The organism is Pseudomonas sp. GW821-FHT07F05 (genome assembly GCF_059418765.1).
In genome coordinates this window covers 264225-288888 of the sequence record NZ_JBWKQL010000003.1, presented here as the reverse complement: position 1 = coordinate 288888, position 24664 = coordinate 264225, and the positions used below count along the sequence as shown (strand labels likewise).

The 24664-nt window shown below is 60.1% G+C and carries 20 protein-coding genes; 3 read left to right on the top strand and 17 right to left on the bottom strand.

The features are described from left to right. Positions 1-73: 73 nt before the first annotated feature. The 17 genes from AC07RO_RS09080 to rpsB all read right to left on the bottom strand — a co-directional run bounded on the left by AC07RO_RS09080 (position 74) and on the right by rpsB (position 19461). Entirely contained in the window at positions 74-1021 is a 948-nt protein-coding gene (locus tag AC07RO_RS09080; protein WP_172610979.1) for an acetyl-CoA carboxylase carboxyltransferase subunit alpha, read from the bottom strand. 127 nt (positions 1022-1148) lie between these two features. Further along, positions 1149-4670: a DNA polymerase III subunit alpha gene (dnaE, locus tag AC07RO_RS09075; RefSeq protein ID WP_495085867.1), complete on the bottom strand. Its 3522-nt coding sequence runs from the start codon at positions 4668-4670 to the stop codon at positions 1149-1151. 71 nt (positions 4671-4741) lie between these two features. Then, positions 4742-5383: a ribonuclease HII gene (gene rnhB, locus AC07RO_RS09070; protein WP_122622967.1), complete on the bottom strand. Its 642-nt coding sequence runs from the start codon at positions 5381-5383 to the stop codon at positions 4742-4744. A gap of 11 nt (positions 5384-5394) precedes the next feature. Beyond that, entirely contained in the window at positions 5395-6531 is a 1137-nt protein-coding gene (lpxB, locus tag AC07RO_RS09065) for a lipid-A-disaccharide synthase (protein WP_495085866.1), read from the bottom strand. 2 nt (positions 6532-6533) lie between these two features. Next, positions 6534-7310 carry an acyl-ACP--UDP-N-acetylglucosamine O-acyltransferase gene (lpxA, locus tag AC07RO_RS09060; protein ID WP_192170831.1) on the bottom strand — a complete coding sequence of 259 codons (777 nt, stop codon included), beginning with the start codon at positions 7308-7310 and terminating at the stop codon, positions 6534-6536. Further along, positions 7307-7747 (bottom strand): 3-hydroxyacyl-ACP dehydratase FabZ, encoded by a 441-nt coding sequence (gene fabZ / locus AC07RO_RS09055; RefSeq protein WP_037014232.1) that lies wholly within the window; start codon positions 7745-7747, stop codon positions 7307-7309. Before fabZ ends, lpxA begins: the two co-directional genes overlap by 4 nt. A 112-nt stretch (positions 7748-7859) precedes the next feature. After that, entirely contained in the window at positions 7860-8915 is a 1056-nt protein-coding gene (gene lpxD / locus AC07RO_RS09050; RefSeq protein WP_495085865.1) for a UDP-3-O-(3-hydroxymyristoyl)glucosamine N-acyltransferase, read from the bottom strand. Between the two features lie 4 nt (positions 8916-8919). After that, the gene (locus AC07RO_RS09045) at positions 8920-9423 is read right to left on the bottom strand and encodes an OmpH/Skp family outer membrane protein (RefSeq protein ID WP_037014235.1); all 504 of its coding nucleotides are present in this window, start codon (positions 9421-9423) and stop codon (positions 8920-8922) included. 46 nt (positions 9424-9469) lie between these two features. Then, a complete protein-coding gene (gene bamA / locus AC07RO_RS09040) occupies positions 9470-11857 on the bottom strand; it encodes an outer membrane protein assembly factor BamA (protein WP_495085864.1) in 2388 nt (795 codons plus the stop codon). 75 nt (positions 11858-11932) lie between these two features. After that, entirely contained in the window at positions 11933-13285 is a 1353-nt protein-coding gene (gene rseP, locus AC07RO_RS09035; protein ID WP_192170828.1) for an RIP metalloprotease RseP, read from the bottom strand. A gap of 87 nt (positions 13286-13372) precedes the next feature. Further along, positions 13373-14563, bottom strand: coding sequence for a 1-deoxy-D-xylulose-5-phosphate reductoisomerase (gene ispC, locus AC07RO_RS09030; RefSeq protein ID WP_265386918.1), 1191 nt, complete (start codon positions 14561-14563; stop codon positions 13373-13375). Continuing rightward, positions 14560-15378 carry a phosphatidate cytidylyltransferase gene (locus tag AC07RO_RS09025; protein ID WP_495085863.1) on the bottom strand — a complete coding sequence of 273 codons (819 nt, stop codon included), beginning with the start codon at positions 15376-15378 and terminating at the stop codon, positions 14560-14562. Before AC07RO_RS09025 ends, ispC begins: the two co-directional genes overlap by 4 nt. Continuing rightward, the gene (uppS, locus tag AC07RO_RS09020) at positions 15378-16133 is read right to left on the bottom strand and encodes a polyprenyl diphosphate synthase (protein ID WP_074891303.1); all 756 of its coding nucleotides are present in this window, start codon (positions 16131-16133) and stop codon (positions 15378-15380) included. The genes AC07RO_RS09025 and uppS overlap by 1 nt, the downstream gene beginning before the upstream one ends. Before the next feature lie 16 nt (positions 16134-16149). Beyond that, positions 16150-16707, bottom strand: a complete 558-nt coding sequence (gene frr / locus AC07RO_RS09015) for a ribosome recycling factor (RefSeq protein WP_065989845.1) — start codon at positions 16705-16707, stop codon at positions 16150-16152. Beyond that, positions 16704-17447 carry a UMP kinase gene (gene pyrH, locus AC07RO_RS09010; protein ID WP_037014256.1) on the bottom strand — a complete coding sequence of 248 codons (744 nt, stop codon included), beginning with the start codon at positions 17445-17447 and terminating at the stop codon, positions 16704-16706. The genes frr and pyrH overlap by 4 nt, the downstream gene beginning before the upstream one ends. Positions 17448-17669: 222 nt before the next feature. After that, positions 17670-18533, bottom strand: coding sequence for a translation elongation factor Ts (gene tsf, locus AC07RO_RS09005; protein ID WP_122537362.1), 864 nt, complete (start codon positions 18531-18533; stop codon positions 17670-17672). Positions 18534-18720: 187 nt separating this feature from the next. After that, complete coding sequence (gene rpsB / locus AC07RO_RS09000) at positions 18721-19461, bottom strand: 30S ribosomal protein S2 (RefSeq protein WP_037014262.1); 741 nt, start codon at positions 19459-19461, stop codon at positions 18721-18723. Between the two features lie 339 nt (positions 19462-19800). On the opposite strand from rpsB, the gene map reads away from it, so the two are divergent. The 3 genes from map (at position 19801) to dapC (ending at position 24660) form a co-directional block, all read left to right on the top strand. Next, positions 19801-20583 (top strand): type I methionyl aminopeptidase, encoded by a 783-nt coding sequence (gene map / locus AC07RO_RS08995; protein ID WP_192170825.1) that lies wholly within the window; start codon positions 19801-19803, stop codon positions 20581-20583. 84 nt (positions 20584-20667) lie between these two features. Then, the gene (locus AC07RO_RS08990) at positions 20668-23367 is read left to right on the top strand and encodes a [protein-PII] uridylyltransferase (RefSeq protein ID WP_282369294.1); all 2700 of its coding nucleotides are present in this window, start codon (positions 20668-20670) and stop codon (positions 23365-23367) included. A gap of 96 nt (positions 23368-23463) precedes the next feature. Beyond that, on the top strand, positions 23464-24660 hold the full coding sequence (gene dapC / locus AC07RO_RS08985) for a succinyldiaminopimelate transaminase (RefSeq protein ID WP_495085862.1): 1197 nt from the start codon (positions 23464-23466) through the stop codon (positions 24658-24660). Positions 24661-24664: the final 4 nt, after the last annotated feature.

Genomic DNA, 24664 nt, shown 5'->3' with positions numbered 1-24664 from the left:
AACCCTGCTTAAAGCTCGCCGGACCGGTGAGCATCACCGGGTTCGGTGACGCTCCTGTTGCAGAACGGTCCGGTTAAAGGCCATAGCTCATCAGGCGGTCGTAACGACGGGCCAGCAGCGCATCGTTATCGAACTTCTGGAGCATGCTCAGTTGGCTGCTCAATTCTTCGCGGATCAATGCAGCGGCAGCGGCCGGATCACGGTGCGCGCCACCCAGAGGCTCGCTGATCACCTTGTCAACGATGCCCAAGCCCTTCAAACGCTCGGCAGTAATGCCCATCGCTTCGGCCGCATCCGGCGCCTTTTCGGCGGTTTTCCACAGGATGGAAGCACAGCCTTCCGGCGAGATCACCGCGTAAGTCGAGTACTGCAGCATGTTCAGTTGATCGCACACGCCAATGGCCAGTGCGCCGCCCGAACCGCCTTCGCCTATCACGGTGGCAATGATCGGGGTCTTCAGGCGCGCCATGACCCGCAGGTTCCAGGCGATGGCTTCGCTCTGGTTACGCTCTTCGGCGTCGATGCCAGGATAAGCGCCCGGCGTGTCGATGAAGGTCAGGATCGGCATTTTGAAGCGCTCGGCCATTTCCATCAGGCGGCAGGCCTTGCGGTAGCCTTCAGGACGCGGCATGCCGAAGTTGCGGCGAACCTTCTCGCGCACTTCGCGGCCTTTCTGATGACCGATCACCATCACCGGCTGCTCGTTCAGGCGGGCAATGCCGCCGACGATGGCAGCGTCGTCGGAGAAGTGGCGATCGCCATGCAGCTCGTCGAACTCGGTGAAGATGTGTTGAATGTAGTCCAGCGTGTACGGACGACGCGGATGACGCGCCATGCGCGCGATCTGCCAACTGGTCAGGTTGCCGAAAATGCTTTCGGTGAGCGTATTGCTCTTCTCTTGCAGTCGAGAGATTTCGTCGCCGATGTTCAGCGAGTTGTCATTGCCTACCAGACGCAGCTCTTCAATCTTGGCTTGCAGGTCAGCAATCGGCTGTTCGAAATCCAGAAAATTCGGGTTCATAGGCATCCGTCTTGGGTCGACGGCCAAGAGGCCGGCCGGTTGATCCGATAAGCGCCCTACCTTAATGGAGCGGGCGCCTTTCGGTCGAGTTTAAAGTGTCGAGTCACAAATGTTGAGCTGATCGGTGTCAGCGATACTGCAGGAAGACGTTCTCTCGTCCGAACTGGTCACGCAGCGCCTGAATCAGGCTGTCCGCGGGATCGATCCGCCACGCTTCGCCGAACTGCAGCAGTGCCTTGGCTTCCTGCCCGGTGTAGTCGAGGGTGATCGGGCACGCGCCGCGATGCTTCTTGCACAGCTCGCCCAGCCAGCGTAGCCGATCGCCCTTGAGCGCTTCGGCACGCACGTTCAGGCGCAGACTCTCTGCCAGCCCGGTGCGCGCCTCTTCCAGGCTCATCACCCGTTTGGCCCGCAACCGCAGGCCGCCGGAGAAATCGTCGGTGCTGACCTCCCCTTCCACCACCACCATCGCGTCGGTCTGCAGCAGCGACTGGGCAGCCTGGAACGAATCGGCAAACAGCGACGCTTCGATACGCCCCGAACGGTCGTCCAGGGTGATGAAGCCCATCTTGTCGCCCTTTTTGTTCTTCATCACCCGCAGCGCGATGATCAGGCCGGCGATGGTCTGGGTTTCCCGCGAGGGCTTCAGATCGACGATGCGCTGACGCGCGAACCGGCGGATCTCGCCTTCGTATTCATCGATCGGATGCCCGGTCAGGTACAGGCCCAGGGTTTCTTTCTCCCCACGCAGCCGCTCCTTGAGCGTGACCTCTTTGGCGCTGCGATGGTTCGCGTACACGTCGGCGTCGGCTTCGACGAACAGGCCGCCGAAGAGATCGGCATGGCCGCTGTCGTGACTGCGCGCGGTCTGCTCGGCCGCCTGAATGGCTTCTTCGAGCGCGGCCAACAGGACGCCGCGGTTACGGTCGATATTGGCTTGATACTGTTTTGGCTCGTCATAGAAGAACGGGCCCAGCCGGTCCAGCGCACCGCTGCGAATCAGGCCGTCGAGGGTGCGCTTGTTGACGCGCTTGAGGTCGATGCGGGCGCAGAAATCGAACAGGTCGGCGAACGGGCCTTCCTGTCGCGCTTCGGTGATGGCTTCCACCGGGCCTTCGCCCACACCCTTGATCGCGCCGAGGCCATAGACGATACGGCCGTCGTCGTTCACGGTGAACTTGAATTCAGAGTTGTTCACGTCCGGCGCATCAAGGCGCAGCTTCATGATCCGCACTTCTTCAATCAAGGTCACGACCTTGTCGGTGTTGTGCATATCCGCTGAAAGCACCGCTGCCATGAACGGCGCCGGGTAGTGACGCTTGAGCCAGGCGGTCTGGTACGACACCAGCCCGTAGGCCGCCGAGTGCGACTTGTTGAAGCCGTAACCGGCGAACTTCTCTACCAGGTCGAAAATGTTACCGGCCAGGTCCGGGTCGATATTGTTGGTCTTGCAGCCCTCGATGAAACCGCCGCGCTGCTTGGCCATCTCTTCGGGCTTCTTCTTGCCCATCGCCCGACGCAGCATGTCAGCACCGCCGAGGGTGTAGCCGGCCATGACCTGGGCAATCTGCATCACCTGTTCCTGATACAGGATGATGCCGTACGTTGGCGCAAGCACCGGCTTGAGGCCTTCGTACTGGTAATCGACGTGGGGGTACGACAGCTCGGCACGGCCGTGCTTGCGGTTGATGAAGTCGTCAACCATGCCCGATTGCAACGGGCCGGGACGGAACAGCGCCACCAGTGCGATCAAGTCTTCCAGGCAGTCGGGCTTGAGCTTTTTGATCAGCTCTTTCATGCCACGGGATTCAAGCTGGAACACGGCCGTGGTTTCAGCGCGCTGGAGCAGCTCGTAGGTCGGCATGTCATCCAGCGGGATGAACGCAATGTCGAGGGGCTCTTCGTCGACCTTGGCGCGGTCGCGGTTAATCGTCTTCAGCGCCCAGTCGATGATGGTCAGGGTACGCAGTCCGAGGAAGTCGAACTTCACCAGACCGGCTGCCTCGACGTCATCCTTGTCGAACTGGGTGACCAGGCCGCCGCCCTCTTCATCGCAGTAGATCGCCGAGAAGTCAGTCAGCTTGGTCGGCGCGATAACCACACCACCGGCGTGCTTGCCGACGTTACGCACAACGCCTTCGAGCTTGCGCGCCATCTCCCAGATTTCTGCCGCTTCTTCGTCCACCTTGAGGAAGTCGCGCAGAATCTCTTCCTGCTCGTAGGCCTTTTCCAGGGTCATGCCGACTTCGAAGGGGATCATCTTCGACAGACGATCGGCCAATCCGTAGGACTTGCCCTGTACCCGCGCCACGTCACGGACCACGGCCTTCGCGGCCATGGAACCGAAGGTGATGATCTGGCTGACCGCGTTGCGGCCGTATTTCTCGGCCACGTACTCGATGACCCGGTCGCGACCGTCCATGCAGAAGTCGACGTCGAAGTCGGGCATGGAGACCCGCTCGGGGTTGAGGAAACGTTCGAACAGCAGGTCGTATTGCAGCGGGTCGAGGTCGGTGATCTTCTGCACATAGGCCACCAGCGAGCCGGCACCCGACCCCCGGCCCGGACCCACCGGCACGCCGTTATTCTTGGCCCACTGGATGAAGTCCATCACGATCAGGAAGTAACCGGGGAAGCCCATCTGGATGATGATATCCAGCTCGAAATTCAGGCGGTCGACGTAGACCTGGCGCTTGGCCTCGTAGTCCGGCGTGGTCTCTTTCGGCCAAAGCACCGCGAGGCGCTCTTCCAGGCCCTCGAACGACACCTTGCGGAAATACTCGTCGATGGTCATGCCATCGGGGATCGGGAAGTTGGGCAGAAAGTGCGTGCCCAGCTTGACGTCGATATTGCAACGCTTGGCGATCTCGACGGTGTTGGCGAGGGCGTCCGGCAGATCGCTGAACAGCTCAGCCATCTCCTCCGCGCTCTTCAGGTACTGCTGATCGCTGTAGTTGTGCGAGCGGCGCGGATCGTCCAGCGCCCGGCCTTCGCCGATGCACACGCGGGTTTCGTGGGCTTCGAAATCTTCCTGCTTGATGAAACGCACGTCGTTGCTGGCCACCAGCGGCACGCCATGGCGCTCGGCCAGGGCAACGGCGGCGTGCAGGTGTTCTTCGTCGTTGATGCGGTTGGTGCGCTGGACTTCGATGTAGAAGCGGTCCGGGAAAACCGTCAGCCACTCTTTCAGCAGCTCGTCGGCTTCGGCCGGATTGCCACCGAGCAGGGCCATGCCGATCTCGCCTTCCTTCGCCGCAGACAGGGCAATCAGCCCTTCGCTGGCTTCGGCGACCCACTCCCGCTCGATGACGACCAGGCCATTGCGCTGGCCATGCATGAAGCCACGGGAAATCAGTTCGGTGAGGTTCAGGTAGCCTTTGGGGTTCATCACCAGCAGGCTCAGACGGCTGAGCGGTGCATCGCGATCACGCCCCGCCAGCCAGATGTCGGCGCCGCAGATCGGCTTGATCCCCGCACCCATGGCGGCTTTATAGAACTTCACCAACGAACACATGTTGTGTTGGTCGGTCACCGCCACGGCCGGCATGTTCATGGCCGTGAGCGCCTTGACCAAGGGTTTTACACGGACCAGACCATCAACGAGGGAGTATTCGGTGTGCAGGCGTAGATGAACGAAAGAAGCCGGCATGGTTGATCCTATGGTGCAGAAAAAACGAAGGCCGGATTGTACCGGCCATTCAGAAAAACATCAGCCCGCGATCAACTGAGCGGCAGCGACATGAAGCCGGTGGAGACCATCATGTCCCGCGCCGCCCAGGCCTGACGGACCGGGCCGAAGGAGCGCCGGTGAATGGGCGTCGGACCCAAACGCGCCAGGGCCTCAAGGTGCACGGCCGTGGGATAACCCTTGTGGCCGCCAATGCCGTAGCCCGGATAGAGCAGCTCCATGCGCGCCATTTCCCGGTCGCGACTGACCTTGGCCAGAATCGACGCGGCGGCAATGGCCGGCACATGGGCGTCACCCTGAATGACAGGCGCGCTGGGCACCGACAGCTGCGGGCAGCGGTTGCCGTCGATCAGCGCCAGTTTCGGCGTGATGATCAAGCCTTCTACCGCACGCTTCATCGCCAGCATGGTGGCGTGAAGAATATTCAGCTCGTCGATCTCTTCGACTTCAGCCCGCGCGATGTGCCAGCACAACGCCTTCTCGCAGATCTCGTCGAACAGTCTTTCGCGCTTGGCTTCGGTGAGTTTCTTCGAATCGTTCAGGCCCAGAATCGGGCGCTTGGGGTCAAGAATGACCGCCGCAGTGACCACGGCGCCACACAGTGGGCCGCGACCGACTTCGTCGACACCGGCGACCAGATCCTCGACAAGATTGAAGTCCAGACCCATTTGCATTGATTGCCTGCTCATTGTGAAGGCGTTGCGCCAATCAGGTTCAGCACCGCTTCGGCGGCCTGATTGGAAGCATCGCGACGCAAGGTTCGGTGAATCGCGTCGAAGCCGGCCGTCTGTGCGTCGCCGTTTTCCAGCAACGGCAACAGCGTCTGCGCCAGGGCCTCGGCGGTCGCCGCGTCCTGCAGAAGCTCCGGAACCAGCAAGCGCTGGGCCAGCAAATTCGGCAGCGACACGTACGGGCTTTTCACCATCCGCTTGAGTATCCAGTAGGTCAGTGGTGCCAGACGATAGGCAACCACCATCGGTCGTTTGTACAGCAGCGCTTCGAGGGTCGCGGTCCCGGAAGCGATCAGCACGGCATTGCAGGCTGCCAACGCTACGTGGGACCGGCCGTCGAGCAACGTCAGTGGAAGATCGCGCTCTTGCAGCAGTTGTTCGATCTGCTCACGGCGTTGAGGGCTGGCACAGGGCAGCACGAAACGGATGTCGGGACGCGCGGCGAGAAGGCGTTCGGCCGCGTCGAAAAACAGCGCACCGAGACGCCCGACTTCACCACCGCGACTGCCCGGCATCAACGCGACCACCGGGCCTTCGCCCAGGCCAAGTTCGGCGCGCGCCGCCAGTTGATCCGCCTGCAGTGGAATGGTGTCGGCCAACGGATGCCCGACGAAACGCACTGGCACACCTTGCTCTTCATAGAAACGGGCTTCGAACGGCAGCAACGTCAGCATCAGGTCGCAGCCTTCGCGGATCTTCAGAACACGCTTCTGCCGCCACGCCCATACGGACGGGCTGACGTAATGAACGGTCTTGATCCCGGCCTGACGCAGTTTGAGCTCGATATTGAGGGTGAAATCCGGCGCATCAATGCCGATGAACACGTCGGGCTTTTCGTCGATGAGGGTCTGAATCAGCAACTTGCGACGGGCGAGCAGCTCCTTCAGACGGCCCAGCACTTCCACGAGGCCCATGACCGACAGGCGCTCCATCGGAAAATACGACGTCATGCTTTGGGCTTCCATGAGCGGCCCGCCGACACCGATGAATTCGGCGTCCGGATGCCGCGCCTTGATTGCACGCATCAAGCCGGAGCCGAGAATGTCGCCGGAGGCCTCTCCGGCCACCAGCGCAATACGCAAGCGGGCCATGGTCAGCGGGTGATGCCGCGAGTCGAAGACTGGATGGACTTGAGGAACAGCTCGACTTCAGGGAACTGCGCAGCGGGTTCGCTCAGCTCGACGATCGCCTGCTCCACGGTCAGGCCCTGACGGTAAACGGTCTTGTAGGCGCGGCGCAGCGCATGGATCGCTTCCTCGGAGAAGCCGCGACGGCGCATGCCTTCGAAGTTCATGCTGCGGGCTTCGGCCGGGTTGCCGAACACGGTGACGAACGCCGGAACGTCCTTGCCGATGGCCGTGCCCATGCCGGAAAAACTGTGCGCGCCGATATGGCAATACTGATGCACCAGGGTGAAGCCCGACAGAATGGCCCAGTCATCCACGTGCACATGGCCGGCCAGTGCGGTGTTGTTGACCAGAATGCAGTGATTGCCGATGACGCTGTCATGACCAATGTGCGCGTAGGCCATGATCAGGTTGTGATCACCGAGGGTGGTTTCGGCGCGGTCTTGAATGGTGCCACGGTGGATGGTCACGCCTTCACGGATGACGTTGTGGTCACCGATCACCAGACGTGTCGCTTCACCTTTGTATTTCAGATCAGGCGTGTCCTCACCTACCGAGGAAAACTGGTAGATGTGGTTGTGTTTGCCGATTTTGGTCGGGCCGCGCAGGATCACATGCGGTCCGATCACTGTACCCTCGCCGATTTCCACACCAGGTCCGACGATCGACCACGGGCCGACCTCCACATTGTCGGCCAGCACGGCCGTCGGATCGATGATTGCGCGAGAGTCAATCAAACTCATAGTTTGCGTTCCGCACAGATGATTTCAGCCGAGCAGACCGGCTTGCCATCTACCGATGCCTGGCATTCGAACTTCCAGATCTGACGCTTGCAGCTCAGGAATTTCGCTTCGAGGATCAACTGATCACCCGGCAGCACGGGCTGGCGAAAGCGCAGTTTGTCGGAACCGACGAAGTAATACAGGGTGCCGTCGGCAGGCTTCACATCGAGCATCTTGAAGCCCAGGATGCCGGCCGCTTGAGCCATGGCCTCAATGATCAGCACGCCCGGCATGATGGGGTGCTGAGGAAAGTGACCGTTGAAGAAAGGCTCGTTGATGCTGACATTCTTGTAGGCACGAATGCTCTTGGTCTCGACATCCAGCTCCACCACACGGTCCACAAGCAGGAACGGGTAACGGTGCGGCAGATATTCACGGATTTCGTTGATGTCCATCATTTCGAAGGGAAGCCTGTAGTAAAGAGTGGGAGGGCGCGACTAACGCGCGTCACTCCTCTAGCAAATCAAGGAGGCAGTTTATCGGCTGTGCACGCTTGATAAGAAAAAAGTATCAGCCATCAGATGAAGCTTTACCGCCTGAGGTCACTGCCTCGACAATCTTTTCCAGATGCTGCAGACGTCGCGCCATGTCATCGAGATGACGCATTCGTGCCGCGCTCTTGCGCCACTCCGCCGCCGGCTGCATCGCCGTCCCCGAAGAATACGATCCAGGCTCGGTGATCGACCGGGTGACCATGGTCATGCCGGTGACGAAAACCCCGTCGCAGATCTCGATATGGCCCACCAGCCCGACACCGCCTGCGAGCATGCAATGCTTGCCGATCTTCGCGCTGCCCGAGATGCCGACGCACGCGGCCATGGCCGTGTGGTCGCCGATCTGGACGTTGTGAGCGATCTGAATCTGGTTATCCAGCTTTACGCCATTGCCGATGCGGGTGTCATCCATGGCGCCGCGGTCGATGGCGGTGTTCACGCCAATCTCGACATCGTCACCGATGGTCACACCGCCAATCTGCGCGATCTTCTGCCAGACGCCTTTCTCGTTGGCAAAACCAAAACCTTCACCTCCCAGCACCGCACCGGACTGGATGACCACCCGCTGCCCGATACGGACGTCGTGATACAGCGTGACGCGCGGGGCAAGCCAGCCGCCCTCGCCAATCACGCTGCGAGCGCCGATGAAGCAATGGGCGCCAATGGTCACACCGGCCGCAATCCGCGCGCCGCTTTCGATGACCGCATAAGCGCCAACGCTGGCCGCCGGGTCGACGAACGCATCCGGCGCTACCACGGCGGTCGGGTGTACACCGACGGCAGCCTTGGGCTTGGGATCGAACAGATGGGAAATACGGGCGTAGGCCAGATACGGATCAGGCACCAGCAATGCATCAGCGGCATACCCTTCAGCATCCGCCGGCTTGAGCAGCACGGCAGCGGCCTGGGTGGTCGCGAGGAATTTTCGGTACTTAGGATTGGCCAGAAAGCTGACCTGATCAGGACCGGCTTCCTGCAAGGTTGCCAGTCCTGTGATTTGCTTGTCCGCCGGGCCACGCAGGGTGGCGCCGAGGAACTCGGCCAATTGGCCGAGTGTGATGGTCGCGGTCATTAACTTACTTCAGCTGATTCATGCGCTCGATAACCTGGCGAGTGACGTCGTATTGCGGCTTGACGTCAATCACGGCACCGCGCTCGAACACCAGGTCAAAGCCGCCTTTCTTGATGACTTCTTCTACCGCCTGGTCCAGCTTCGGCTTGAGTTGCTTGAGCATGTCGCGGTCAGCAACAGCCTTGGCTTCGTTCAGTTCTTTGGACTGGAACTGGAAGTCACGGGCTTTTTGCTTGAAGTCCAGTTCCAGACGCTCGCGCTCAGGCTGGGCCATCTTGTCGCCACCAGCAACCAGACGATCCTGAATGCCTTTGGCGCTGCTTTCCAGCGCTTTCAGCTTGGTCAGCTGAGGACCGAATTTCTTCTCTGCATCCACCGCGTACCGTTTGGCTGCATCGGATTCGAGCAGGGCCATCTGGTAGTTCAGTACTGCGATTTTCATGTCAGCAAATGCCGGGCCTGCGATCAGAACCGTTGCCAGCAATGCCAATTGGGTCAACTTACGCACGATGTAACTCCTACAGAATCCGTTGTCGTTAGCAGTGATCAGACCCTTAGAAGGTCTGACCGAGAGAGAATTGGAAGACCTGGGTTTCGGTGCTGTCGTCCGGTTTCTTGACCGGCATCGCCAGGGCAAAACTCAACGGACCCAACGCAGTGACCCATGTCACGCCAACACCGACGGAGCTTGCAAGGCCGGACAGATCGGGGCCGTTGCACTGAACCTTCTGACCATCGGTCGTAGTTTTTTGGGGACCGCAGTTGGTGTTAAAGGTGTTACCCACATCCCAGAAGATCGAGGTACGCAGCGAACGCTGGTCCTTGATGAACGGCAGCGGGAACAGGATCTCGGCACCGCCAGTGATCAGAACGTTACCACCGAACGGCAGCGGGTCTTGATCCGGGTCAGCAATGGTCCCTGGCTTACCGCCGTTCTCAAGACTACGACTTGGTGTACTGCGCGGGCCCAGCGTGCTGTCCTTGAAGCCCCGAACCGAGTTGAAGCCACCGGCGTAGTAGTTCTCGTAGAACGGCAGACCGGAAGTCGAGCCGTAACCGTCGCCATAACCCAGTTCCGAGTGCAGACGCAGGGTGTAGTTATTGGTGATCGGGTGGAACAGCTGACCGCGATAATCAAGTTTGTAGAACGACAGGTCGCTGCCCGGAATAGTCGTTTCCAGCGTCAGGCTCTGGGAGCTACCACGGGTCGGCAGTGTGCCTTTGTTCAGCGTCGATTCGGACCAGCCCACCGATGCCTTGAAGTTGGTGAAGCTGTCGCCCTCTTTCTCGATGAAGTCAAAGATCTCGTCAACGGTGTACTTACCGGTGCTCAGTTCATCCTTCTGTACCGACAGGCCGAAGTTCAGGCGAGAAGTCTCGCTGATCGGGTAGCCCATGTTGATACCGGCACCCAGGCTGTCAACCGAGTAGCTCGCCACGTCGACGTCGAGGTCGTCGTAGTCGGTCTTGCGGTAGAACGCGCTGTAACCAAGGCTCACACCGTCTGGCGTGAAATACGGATCGACGTAGCTGAAGTTGTAGCGGGTCTGGTATTCACTTTTGGTCAAACCAATGGTGACCTTGTTACCCGTACCCAGGAAGTTGTTCTGGCTGATGGAACCACCCAGGATCAGACCGGCGCTCTGCGCAAAGCCGACACTGGCGGTGATCGAACCGGACGCCTGCTCTTCAACGGCGTAGTTCACGTCAACCTGATCGTCAGTGCCAGGCACCGCAGGCGTTTCAACGTTCACTTCCTTGAAGAAGCCCAGACGGTCAAGACGGGTCTTGGACTGGTCGATCAGGTAAGTGGAAGCCCAGCCGCCTTCCATCTGGCGCATTTCACGACGCAGCACTTCGTCCGCTGTCTTGGTGTTGCCACGGAAGTTGATACGGTTGACGTAAGCACGCTTGCCCGGATCAACGACGAAAGTGATATCGACGGTGTGGTCTTCATCGTTCGGCGTCGGCACACCGTTGACGTTGGCGAAGGTGTAACCCTCGTTACCCAGACGGCGGGTGATGAGCTCGGAGGTGGTGGTCATCACCTTGCGGGAGAACACCTGGCCCGGCTTGACCAGCAGCAGCGATTTGACCTGATCTTCAGGGACCTTGAGGTCACCGCTCAGCTTGACCGACTTGACGCTGTACTTCTCGCCTTCATGAATGTTGACGGTGATGTACACGCTTTTCTTGTCGGGCGTGATGGATACCTGGGTCGAGGCGATATCCATGTTGATATAGCCGCGGTCGAGGTAGTACGAACGCAGACGTTCCAGGTCGCCGGAGAGTTTCTCACGGGCGTACTTGTCGTCGTTCTTGAAGAAGGAAAGCCAGTTGGTGGTTTTCAGTTCGAACAGATCGACCAGATCGTCTTCAGGGAAGACCGAGTTACCCACCACGTTGATGTGCTGGATGGCGGCAACTGCGCCCTCGTTGATGTTGATCTTCAGACCCACACGGTTACGCGGCTGCGGCACGACTTCGGTGGCGACTTCTGCAGAATAGCGGCCCTGGGCAACGTACTGACGTTGCAGCTCGTTGCGGACGCCTTCCAGCGTAGCGCGCTGAAAGATTTCGCCTTCGGCCAGACCGGACTGCTTCAGACCTTTCATCAGGTCCTCAGTGGTGATCGCTTTGTTGCCTTCGATTTCGATACTCGAGACCGACGGACGCTCCACAACTGTGATGACCAGGACGTTACCGTCGCGGCCCAGCTGGATGTCCTGGAAAAATCCGGTTTTGAACAGCGCGCGAGTTGCGTCGACAAGACGCCCATCATCGGCCTGCTCACCCACGTTCAACGGCAGCGCGCCAAACACGCTGCCGGCGGAAACCCGCTGCAGACCGTTGACCCGGATATCGGAGATAGTGAAGGACTCGGCGTGAACTTCGGCGATCATCAGTACGGCAAGAACCGCAGTTAGCAGCAGACGTTTCATGAAGTCCTTTCTTATTCCAACTGGCAATAAACAAACTGCCGCAAAATGCGGCAGATTCACAATTCGGCGTAGCTTTTACAGTCGTCCCAGATCGTTGACCAGTGCGAGCAACATCACTCCAACCACCAGACTGATACCGATCTGAACCCCCCAGCCCTGCACCTTCTCCGACAGTGGTCGACCACGCGCCCACTCGATCAGATAAAACAGCAAGTGCCCCCCATCCAGCACTGGTATGGGCAGCAAATTGAGAACGCCCAGGCTTATGCTCAGATAAGCGAGGAAATTCAGGAAGTCACCTACGCCTGACTGGGCCGAAGCGCCCGCCACTTTAGCAATGGTTATCGGTCCGCTCAAGTTTTTTACCGAGAGCTCGCCGAACAACATTTTCTTCAGCGAATCGAGGGTCAGCACGCTCATGGTCCAGGTACGCCGCGCGCCTTCTGCGACGGCGGCTACAGGGCCATAGCTGACCTCGCGCAACATCTCCGGCGGCCAATCCACGCCTTTCACGCCGGCACCGAGATACCCGGTCGCCGTGGTGCCCTCGCCACGTGTCACCAAATCGACAGGCACCTCAAGCTGTGCGCCATCACGCTCGACGCGCACCGAAATCCGCGTATCGGGATGGACACGAACCCAGTCCACGACCTTTTGCCATTCGTCGACAGGCTCGTTATTAAGTGCCAGCAGTCGGTCGCCGGTTTTCAGCCCGGCGGTTTGTGCGGGGCCTTTCGGATCGAGCTCTGCCAGCACCGGCGGTAGCGCCGGACGCCACGGTCTAATACCCAGCGAACGAATCGGGTCCGGCTCAGCTGCGCCCTTGAGCCAGTCGTTGAGCACCAGCGAACGTGGGGTTTCCACGTCAGAACCCTGCTCGCGAACCTTCAATGCGATGCTGCCGCTCTCACCCAGGCGACGCACCAGTTGCAGGTTCACACCCGCCCATCCGGTAACGGCCTCGCCATCAACCGAGACGATTTCCTGACCGGAACTGAGCCCGGCCTTCTCTGCAATACTGCCTGGCTCGACACCGCCTACGACGGGCCGAACCTGCTGGCTGCCCAGCATGGCGAGTACCCAGAAAAATACAATCGCCAGCAAAAAGTTGGCGACCGGGCCGGCAATCACGATGGCGATGCGCTGATAAACCGACTTGCGGTTAAAGGACTGGTCAGCCAGCTCGGGGGGAACGTCGCCCTCCCGTTCGTCGAGCATTTTCACGTAGCCGCCGAGGGGAATCGCCGCCACGACATACTCGGTGCCCTTGCGATCACGCCAGCGCAGCAGCGGCATGCCGAAGCCCACCGAGAAACGCAGGACCTTGACGCCACAGCGACGCGCCACCCAGAAGTGACCGAACTCGTGGAACGTCACCAGCACGCCCAGCGCAACCAGGGTGCCGACAATCATATATAGCGCGCTCATCGCTGCTCTCCGGGTACCGATCTAGCGGTGCGTTGAAGCCCACATTGCATGCAAATCATCAAAAACACGACTGCCTGAACCGACCACCTAGCGACCATTGCGACCGAGCCACTGCTCGGCCAACGCGCGGGCACGTGCGTCGATCTCGAACACTGTCTCCAGCTCGGACACGGCGACGACAGGCTCAAGGTTCAGAACCTCGTCGATCATACTCGCGATTTCCGGATAGCGAATGCGCTTGTCCAGAAACGCAGCGACCGCGACTTCATTGGCTGCGTTCAGAACCGCAGGCGCACTGTCACCCGCCTCGGCAGCTTGCCGCGCCAGACGCAGGCATGGGAAGCGCACTTCGTCCGGTGCTTCGAAGTCCAGTCGCGCGATGCTGAACAGATCCAGCGGCGCGACGCCCGAGTCGATGCGCTCGGGCCAGGCCAGCGCGTGGGCAATCGGCGTGCGCATGTCGGGATTACCCAACTGCGCCAGCACCGAGCCGTCGACGTAATCGACCATTGAATGGATCACGCTCTGAGGGTGAATCACCACCTCAATCCGCGCAGGCGTCGTGTCGAACAGCCAGCAGGCTTCGATCAGCTCGAGGCCCTTGTTCATCATGCTGGCTGAATCGACGGAAATCTTGCGACCCATGGACCAGTTCGGATGGGCACAGGCCTGATCCGGGGAGACGTGCTCCAGCTCGGCGAGCGGTGTCTGACGGAACGGGCCACCGGATGCGGTCAGCAGAATGCGTCTGACGCCGACCTTCTCGAGACCACTTTCGTAATCACGGGGCAGGCACTGGAAGATCGCGTTATGCTCGCTGTCGAGCGGCAGCAGTACCGTGCCACTGCGGCGAACAGCCTGCATGAACAGGGCGCCGGACATGACCAGCGCTTCCTTGTTGGCCAGCAGAACTTTCTTGCCCGCCTCAACAGCGGCAAGGGTCGGGCGCAAACCGGCGGCACCGACGATGGCGGCCAGCACGGTATCCACCAGAGGGTGAGCAGACACTTCGCAGAGACCGCCCTCCCCCACGAGCACGCGGGTATCGAGACCGGCTGCGCGCAGGTCGTCCTGCAACTGGCGGGCGGCGGCCGTCGTCGGCACTACGGCAAACTGCGGGGTATGGCGAACGCACAACGCCAACAGCTCGGCCAGGCGCGTGTACCCCGTCAGGGCAAACACTTGATAACGCGCCGGATGCCGCGCGATGACGTCGAGCGTGCTCAAACCCACCGAGCCCGTTGCGCCGAGCACGGTAATGAGCTGAGGCGTACTCACATCACGCCCCAGTCTTTGGCGGCCCAGAGCAGCAAGGCGAACACCGGAATGGCGGCAGTCAGGCTGTCGATGCGATCCAGCACACCACCGTGGCCCGGCAGCAGGTCGCTGCTGTCCTTGACCCCGGATTTGCGCTTGAACATGCTCTCGGTGAGATCACCGACGACCGAAATGAGCACGACAATCGCCGCGCACACCAAAGCGAAGATGATTTCGCTCAGCGACCAGCCGCGATAGACGCCCACCGCCGCCGTGATCAGCAGACACGCCGCCAAACCGCCGTAGAGACCTTCCCAACTTTTACCCGGGCTAACTTTCGGGGCCAGCTTGCGCTTGCCGAATGCTTTGCCGGAGAAGTAGGCGCCGATGTCGGCACCCCACACCAGAATCATCACCGACAGGATCAGCCAGTTGCCCAGCGGCATCTGCTTGATCAGCACCAGGCCCTGCCAGGCCGGCAGCAATATCAGCAAACCGATCAGCAGTTTGCAGAGGGCACTGGACCAATGCTCGCTGGACTCGGGATAGGTGAGCACCAGCCAGGTTGCCACCAGCCACCAGATCAGCGCCGCCACCAGCAACCAGGGCGCGAGGTCGGGTAGCAGGTACAACAGAAACAGCAGCGCAGCGACCACCACGGCGTACAGAACGCGGGCCGATTGGGCTTCGAAGCCGGAAAGACGCGCCCATTCCCAGGCGCCGAGTACGACGACCGCGCCGATGAACAACGCGAAGCTGCCGCCTGCCAGCAGAAAGAAGCCGCACAGGGCCAGCGGCGCAAGGATCAGCGCAGTGATGATTCGTTGTTTGAGCATTAAGCGCGGGCTCCAGCTTCTACCTGCTCGCTGGTTTTCCCGAAGCGGCGTTGGCGAGAAGCGAAATCGGCCAGCGCAGTGCGCATGGCATCGTGTTTGAAGTCCGGCCAGAACAGGTCGGAGAAATACAGCTCGGCATAGGCCAGCTGCCACAGCAGGAAATTGCTGATGCGGTGCTCGCCGCCCGTGCGGATGCAGAGGTCGGGCAACGGCAGGTCGCCGGTGGCCAGGCACGTTTGCAGCAGCTCCGGAGTGATGTCCTCCGGGCGCAGATGGCCGGCCTGAACTTCACGGGCCAGCCGCTGCGCAGCCTGAGCGATATCCCACTGACCGCCGTAGTTGGCGGCGATCTGCAGGACGAAGCGGCTGTTCTCAGCCGTACGCTGCTCGGCTTCGCGGATGGCAGCCTGCAGCTCGGGATGAAACCGCGAACGGTCGCCGATGATGCGCAGGCTGATGCCGTTCTCGTTCAGGCGCTTGGTCTCGCGACGCAGCGCCGTGAAAAACAACTCCATCAGCGCGCCGACTTCTTCCGCCGGGCGCTGCCAGTTCTCGCTGGAAAACGCGAACAAGGTCAGCACCTCGACCTTGGCCTCGGCGCAGACTTCAATCACCGCACGAACAGCGTCGACGCCGGCCTTGTGGCCTGCTACACCGGGCAGCAGGCGCTTCTTGGCCCAGCGGTTGTTCCCATCCATGATGATCGCGACATGACGCGGCACCGATGCCGGCGCAGCCAGCTTTGTCTTATCCATGAAAGCTTCCCGGCCCTTATACGGCCATCAGGTCCGCTTCTTTGGACTTGGTCGCGGCGTCGATGTCCGCCTCAGCCTTGTCCGTCAGCTTCTGGATGTCGGCAGCGGCGCGGCGCTCTTCGTCTTCGCTGATTTCCTTGTCCTTGACCAGCTTCTTCAGTTCACCCAACGCGTCACGGCGGATGTTACGCACGGCAACGCGGGCGTCTTCGGCGGCGCTGCGAGCCTGCTTGGTGAACCCCTTGCGGGTCTCTTCCGTCAAGGCAGGCATGGAGATCAACAGCATCTCGCCCAGGTTGGTCGGGTTGAGGTTCAGGCCAGCGCTCTGAATCGCTTTGTCGACTGCAGACAGCATGTTGCGCTCGAACGCCACGACCTGCAGCGTACGGGAGTCCTTCACGGTCACGTTGGCGACGCCGCTCAACGGAGTGTCGGAACCGTAGTACGGCACCATCACGCTGCCGAGAATGCTCGGGTGCGCCTTGCCGGTACGGATCTGGCCGAATGCATGGGCCAGGGACTCAAGGGATTTCTTCATCCGCTCTTGAGCGTCTTTCTTGATTTCGTTGATCATTGTTCGCCTTCCTCGATCAAAGTACCTTCCGCGCCGCCATGCACAATGTTCAGCAGGGCGCCGGGCTTGTTCATATTGAAGACACGCAGTGGCATCTTGTGGTCACGACACAGACAGATGGCTGTCAGATCCATCACACCCAGCTTGCGATCCAGCACTTCGTCATAGGTCAGACGATCGAACTTCTCGGCATGCGGGTCCTTGAATGGATCGGCAGTGTACACACCATCGACCTTGGTTGCTTTCAGCACGACATCAGCGTCGATCTCGATCGCGCGCAGACACGCTGCGGAATCCGTGGTGAAGAACGGATTGCCGGTACCGGCCGCGAAGATCACGACTTCCTTGGCATTCAGGTGACGCATGGCCTTGCGCCGGTCGTAGTGATCAGTAACGCCCACCATGGAAATGGCTGACATCACGATGGCCGAGATGTTGGCCCGCTCCAGCGCGTCACGCATGGCGAGCGCATTCATCACGGTGGCCAGCATGCCCATGTGGTCGCCCGTGACCCGATCCATGCCGGCCGCGCTCAGCGCTGCGCCGCGGAACAGGTTGCCGCCGCCGATGACCAGACCGACCTGAACACCGATGCCGACCAGTTGACCGACTTCCAGCGCCATGCGATCCAGCACCTTGGGGTCGATGCCGAACTCTTCCGACCCCATCAGGGCCTCGCCGCTGAGCTTGAGTAGAATGCGTTTATAGCGAGCTTGATAGCCACTGCCCTGCTGAGCCATTGCGAATCTCTCCTGCGGCGTTTGAAAAAAATCGTTCGAGTTGCGGGCCGTTTTCGGCCTGCGCTAACTCTAGGTCACTGCTTCAGGGAAATGCAGCCTCGTAGGCCCAGCCCCCTGCAAAAACAAATTCAGTGCAGCAATAACAATTCCGCGTACCGCTTTGACAAAGAGGCTGCGCGCGTTAGCGGGCAGCCTCTTCGGGGCGACAGTTGGAAAACCGTCTTATTGCTTGCTTGCAGCTACTTGAGCAGCGACTTCTTCAGCGAAGTTGTCGACTGGCTTCTCGATGCCTTCGCCCACTTTGAAGTAGGTAAAGGAAACGATTTCAGCGCCGGCTTTCTTGGCCAGTTCACCGACCTTGATTTCCGGGTTCTTGACGAACGCTTGCTCAACCAGGCTCGCTTCCGCCAGGAACTTGCTGATACGACCGCCAACCATCTTCTCGGCGATTTCAGCAGGCTTGCCTTTCAGCTTGTCTTCGTTCAACTGCATGAAGACATTCTTCTCGCGTTCGATCGCTTCTGGCGAAACGTCCGACGGCAGCAGGAACTCAGGGTTGGTCGCTGCTACGTGCATGGCGATGTCTTTCGCCAGCTCTGCATCGCCGCCCTTGAGGACGACAACCACGCCGATCTTGTTGCCGTGCAGGTACGAACCCAGCACGTCGCCTTCGATGCGCGCCAGACGACGGATGTTGACGTTCTCGCCAACCTTGCCGACCAGCACCAGACGATCAGCTTCCATCGCTTCAACCAGAGGCTCAACGGTGGTCAGCTTGTCAGCGAAGGCTTTCTCGACGCTTTTAGCGACGAATGCCTTGAAGTCGTCCTGCAGAGCCAGGAAGTCGGTCTGGGAGTTGACTTCGATCAGGACAGCAGCTTTGCCGTCGTCCTTGATGGAGATGGCGCCTTCAGCAGCAACGTTGCCTGCTTTCTTGGCTGCCTTGATTGCGCCCGAAGCACGCATATCGTCGATGGCTTTTTCGATGTCGCCGCCAGCCTTGGTCAAGGCCTTTTTGCAATCCATCATGCCTTCGCCGGTACGCTCGCGCAGTTCTTTGACCAACGCTGCAGTAATCTCTGCCATTTCAAAATCCTCTTGGATAGGTCTTCAACCATTCCACCCGCAAGACGGGCGTTCAAATTCTTGAAAATCCATGGTGACTGCTGCACATGACAATAAGATCGATGGCAACGTCAGATGGTTTTCGAGGTGGCAAAAAGGGGGCCAAGCCCCCTTTTTGCGTACTGAGTCAACGCCAGGCGTTTGTTACTCAGCCTTCAACAGTTGCCGCTGGAGCTTCTTCAGCGTAAACGTCGGTGCCGCCAGCATTGTTGTTGCGACCACGGATCACAGCGTCAGCCATCGAACCCATGTACAACTGGATGGCGCGGATTGCGTCGTCGTTGCCCGGGATGATGTAGTCAACGCCTTCAGGGCTGCTGTTGGTGTCGACAACGCCGATGACCGGGATACCCAGCTTGTTGGCTTCGGTGATCGCGATGCGCTCGTGATCAACGTCGATAACGAACAGAGCGTCTGGCAGACCGCCCATGTCCTTGATACCACCCAGGCTACGATCCAGCTTTTCCAGATCGCGAGTACGCATCAGCGCCTCTTTCTTGGTCAGCTTGGTGAAAGTGCCGTCTTCTGCCTGGATTTCAAGATCACGCAGACGTTTGATGGAAGCGCGGATGGTCTTGAAGTTGGTCAGCATGCCGCCCAACCAGCGGTGATCGACGTACGGCGAACCGCAACGTGCTGCTTCTTCAGCGACGATCTTGCCAGCGGAACGCTTGGTGCCGACGAACAGGATCTTGTTTTTGCCCTGAGCCAGGCGCTCAACGAAAGTCAGAGCTTCGTTGAACATAGGCAGGGTTTTTTCAAGGTTGATGATGTGGATCTTGTTGCGCGCGCCGAAAATGTATTTACCCATTTTCGGGTTCCAGTAACGGGTCTGGTGACCGAAGTGCACACCGGCCTTCAGCATATCGCGCATGTTGACTTGGGACATGATAGTTCCTTGATAAGTCGGGTTAGGCCTCCACGTATCCCAATGACCAACCAGCGGCTTGAGCCGAAGGCACCCAGGTCATCGTGTCGACACGTGTGTGGGTTAGAGCTTTCGGGGCAGACCCCGTAAAGCGGCGCATTTTATATCACAAAAGACTGGATAACGGAACTCGAAATAAGAGCCTGTTTTTCCGACGCTTTTGTCCTCCTCGCGTTAACGGTCAGGCACCCTGTCCTCCGCGATCGGGGACGGGATGATAACCCGCCTGACGACGGTCTGGTAGAATCGCGTTTTTTCCGTATCAAGCCGTGGCCCCGCCGCGCCGAGAGAGCCTGTTTAATGACCGTGACACTGAAAACCCCCGAAGACATCGAGAAGATGCGCATTGCCGGCCGCCTGGCTGCGGACGTGCTGGAAATGATCGGCGACTATGTAAAGCCTGGCGTGACCACCGAAGAACTGGACCGCATCTGCCACGATTACATCGTCAACGAGCAGAAGGCCATTCCGGCGCCGCTGAATTACAAGGGTTTCCCGAAATCCATCTGCACCTCGATCAACCACGTGGTTTGCCACGGCATTCCGAACGAGAAGCCGCTGAAGAATGGTGACGTGCTGAACATCGACGTGACCGTCATCAAGGACGGCTACCACGGCGACACCAGCAAGATGTTCCACGTAGGCCAGGTGCCTGAATGGGCCGAGCGTCTGTCCCGCGTCACCCAGGAGTGCCTTTATAAAGGCATCGAAGTGGTCAAGCCCGGCGCGCATTTGGGCGATATCGGCGAAGTGATCCAGAAGCATGCCGAGAAGAACGGCTTCTCGGTCGTCCGCGAATACTGCGGCCACGGCATCGGCAAGGTCTTCCATGAAGAGCCACAAGTGCTGCACTACGGCAAGGCCGGGGACGGTGTGGAGCTGAAAGAAGGCATGACCTTCACCATCGAGCCGATGATCAACCAGGGCAAGGCCGACACGCGTCTGCTGGGCGACGGCTGGACAGCCATCACCAAGGATCGCAAGCTTTCGGCGCAGTGGGAGCACACCATTCTGGTGACCGCGACCGGTTATGAGATCTTCACCCTGCGCAGCGATGACACCATCGCCCGCACCTCGGCCTGATCGCAGAGTCTTTCGCCATCATGGTCCGTACAGCCAGCACGGTCGGTTTAGCACGGTCGGTATAGATAGAAGGAAAGCAGTTCGATGCCGCAGGTGGACCCAGATTTGTTCGATCGCGGCCAGTTTCAGGCCGAGCTGGCACTGAAGGCCAGCCCCATACCCGCCTTCAAGAAAGCCATCCGTCAGGCGCGCGAAGTGCTGGACGGACGCTTCAAGTCCGGCCGGGAAATTCGTCGGCTGATCGAAGACCGTGCCTGGTTTGTCGATAACATCCTGCAGCAGGCCTGGGATCAGTTCGACTGGAGCGAAGACGCCGACATCGCCTTGCTGGCGGTTGGCGGCTACGGTCGCGGCGAACTGCACCCCTACTCCGACATCGATCTGCTGATCCTGCTGGACAGCGCCGATCATGAGGTTTTCCGCGATTCCATCGAGCGTTTTCTGACGTTGCTGTGGGACATCGGCCTGGAAGTCGGTCAGAGCGTGCGCTCGGTGGACGAATGCGCCACCGAAGCCCGCGCCGATCTGACCGTCATCACGAATCTGATGGAAAGCCGCACGATTGCCGGTCCCGAGCGACTGCGTCAGCGCATGCTCGCCGTCACCAGCACCCGCGAAATGTGGCCGAGCAAAGAGTTCTTCCTGGCCAAACGCGCCGAGCAGAAGAACCGCCATCACAAGTATTTCGACACCGAATACAACCTCGAACCCAACGTCAAAGGCTCGCCCGGCGGCCTGCGGGATATCCAGACCATTCTCTGGGTTGCCCGTCGCCAGTACGGCACGCTGAATCTGCACGCACTGGCCGACGAGGGTTTTCTGCTGGAGAGCGAAAACGCGCTGCTGGCGTCCTCCCAGGAATTTCTCTGGAAGGTCCGTTACGCGCTGCACATGCTCGCCGGTCGTTCCGAAGACCGTCTGCTGTTTGATTACCAGACCAGTATCGCGCGCCTGCTGGGCTACGAAGACAGCGACGCCAAGCTGGCCATTGAACGCTTCATGCAGAAGTACTACCGGGTGGTCATGAGCATCGCGCAGCTCAGCGACCTGATCATTCAGCACTTCGAAGAAGTCATCCTGGCGGACGACGAAGGCACGGTCACCGAGACCATCAACTCGCGCTTCCAGCTGCATGACGGCTACATCGAAGCGACCCATCCGAACGTTTTCAAGCGTACGCCCTTCGCGATGATCGAGATCTTCGTGCTGATGGCGCAGCGCCCGGAAATAAAAGGCGTGCGGGCCGACACCATCCGGCTGCTGCGGGAACACCGCTACCTGATCAACGACGATTTCCGCAACGATATCCGCAACACCAGCCTGTTCATCGAGCTGTTCAAATGCGAGATCGGCATCCATCGCAATCTGCGGCGGATGAACCGCTACGGCATTCTCGGCCTGTACCTGCCGGAGTTCGGCCATATCGTCGGGCAGATGCAGCACGACCTGTTCCACATCTACACGGTCGATGCCCACACGCTGAACCTGATCAAGCACCTGCGTAAGCTGCAATACACGCAGGTGTCAGAGAAATTCCCGCTGGCCAGCAAGCTTATGGCCAAGCTGCCCAAGCCCGAGCTTATTTACCTGGCCGGGCTTTATCACGACATCGGCAAGGGCCGCGGCGGCGATCACTCGGAACTGGGCGCGGTGGATGCCGAAGCGTTTGGCATTCGTCATCACCTGCCCAATTGGGACACCCAGCTGATTGTCTGGCTGGTGCAGAACCATCTGGTGATGTCGACCACCGCCCAGCGCAAGGACTTGTCCGACCCGCAGGTGATTCACGACTTCGCCCAGTTCGTCGGCGATGAAGTGCACCTGGACTACCTCTATGTGCTGACCATCGCCGACATCAACGCGACCAATCCGACGCTGTGGAACTCGTGGCGGGCCAGCCTGCTGCGCCAGCTGTACACCGAGACAAAGCGCGCGCTCAAGCGTGGGCTGGAGAACCCGGTCGACCGCGAGGAGCAGATCCGTCGCACGCAAAGCGCCGCCCTGGATATTCTGGTGCGCAGCGGCACTGATCCCGACGACGTCGAGCAACTGTGGTCGCAACTGGGTGATGACTATTTCCTGCGTCACACCGCCGGCGACGTGGCCTGGCACAGCGACGCGATTTTGCAGCAGCCAGCCGATGGCGGCCCGTTGGTGCTGATCAAGGAAACCACCCAGCGCGAGTTCGAAGGCGGCACGCAGATCTTCATCTATGCGCCCGACCAGCACGACTTCTTCGCCGTGACCGTGGCGGCCATGGACCAGCTGAACCTGAACATTCACGACGCCCGGGTCATCACGTCCACCAGCCAGTTCACCCTCGACACCTACATCGTGCTCGACAGCGAAGGCGGTTCGATCGGTGACAATCCGGAGCGCATCAAGGCCATTCGCGAGGGCCTGACCGAGGCGCTGCGCAACCCCGACGATTACCCGACCATCATCAAGCGCCGCGTACCGCGTCAGCTCAAGCACTTTGCCTTCGCGCCCGTGGTGACGATTTCCAACGACGCACAACGGCCGGTCACGGTGCTGGAACTCAGTGCGCCGGATCGACCTGGACTGCTGGCGCGACTGGGCAAGATCTTCCTGGAGTTCGATCTGTCGTTGCAGAACGCCAAGATCGCCACGTTGGGCGAGCGCGTGGAAGACGTGTTCTTCCTGACCGATGAAAACCACCAGCCGCTGTCCGACCCACAGCTGTGCCGACGCCTGCAGGATGAAATCGTCGAGCAGCTCAGCGTCAATCCCGAGCCCGGCAGCGAGTTGCGCATCAGCATTTGAATCCGCCAGGACGGCACGACTTAACGACTTGATTCAACGGCGCCCTGCCACATCGTGTACACGAGTGCGGGCGCCCAGCCTTGAGAACGATTCGACATGAATAACGCCCTGCAGCAGCTTCAGCCCTACCCTTTCGAGAAACTTCGCGCGTTGCTCGGTGCCGTTACGCCGAATCCGGACAAACGTCCGATCGCCCTGTCGATCGGCGAACCCAAGCACAAATCGCCGGAGTTCGTCGCCAAGGCGCTGGCCGACAACCTCGATCAGATGGCGGTCTACCCGACCACGGCCGGACTTCCTGCGTTGCGTGAAGCCATCGCCACATGGTGCGAGCGCCGTTTCAGCGTGCCTGCCGGCTGGCTGGATGCAGCGAAACACGTGCTGCCCGTCAACGGCACCCGTGAGGCGCTGTTCGCCTTTACCCAGACGGTCGTCAACCGCGCTGACAACGGCTTGGTGGTCAGCCCCAACCCGTTCTACCAAATCTATGAAGGCGCGGCGTTTCTGGCCGGCGCCACTCCGCACTATCTGCCGTGCCTGGCCGAGCACGGTTTCAACCCGGATTTCGACGCGGTCAGCGCTGATGTCTGGGACCGCTGCCAGATTCTGTTCCTGTGCTCGCCGGGCAACCCGACCGGTGCGCTGATCCCGGTGGAAACCTTGAAGAAGCTCATCGCCCTGGCCGACAAGCACGATTTCGTGATTGCCGCGGACGAGTGCTACAGCGAGTTGTATTTCGACGAAGCGACCCCGCCGCCCGGCCTGCTTAGCGCCTGCGCCGAACTGGGTCGCCAGGATTTCAAGCGCTGCGTGGTCTTCCACAGCCTGTCAAAGCGCTCGAATCTGCCGGGCCTGCGCTCGGGTTTCGTCGCCGGCGATGCCGAGATTCTCAAGGCGTTTCTGCTCTACCGCACCTACCACGGCTGCGCGATGCCGGTGCAGACGCAACTGGCAAGCATCGCGGCCTGGAGCGATGAAGAACACGTGCGCGCCAACCGCACGCTGTACCGGGAAAAGTTTGACGCCGTGCTGGAAATCCTTAGCCCGGTCATGGACGTGCAACACCCGGACGGCGGTTTCTATCTGTGGCCCAGCGTCGGGACTGATGACGCGGCGTTCTGCCGGGACCTGTTCGTCACCCAGCACGTGACGGTGGTGCCAGGCTCCTACCTGTCCCGCGAGGTCGAAGGCTTCAATCCCGGCGCCGGTCGGGTGCGCATGGCACTGGTTGCACCGCTGGCCGAGTGCATCGAAGCCGCGCAGCGCATCCGGGATTTCGTGACGAGCCGGTGATACC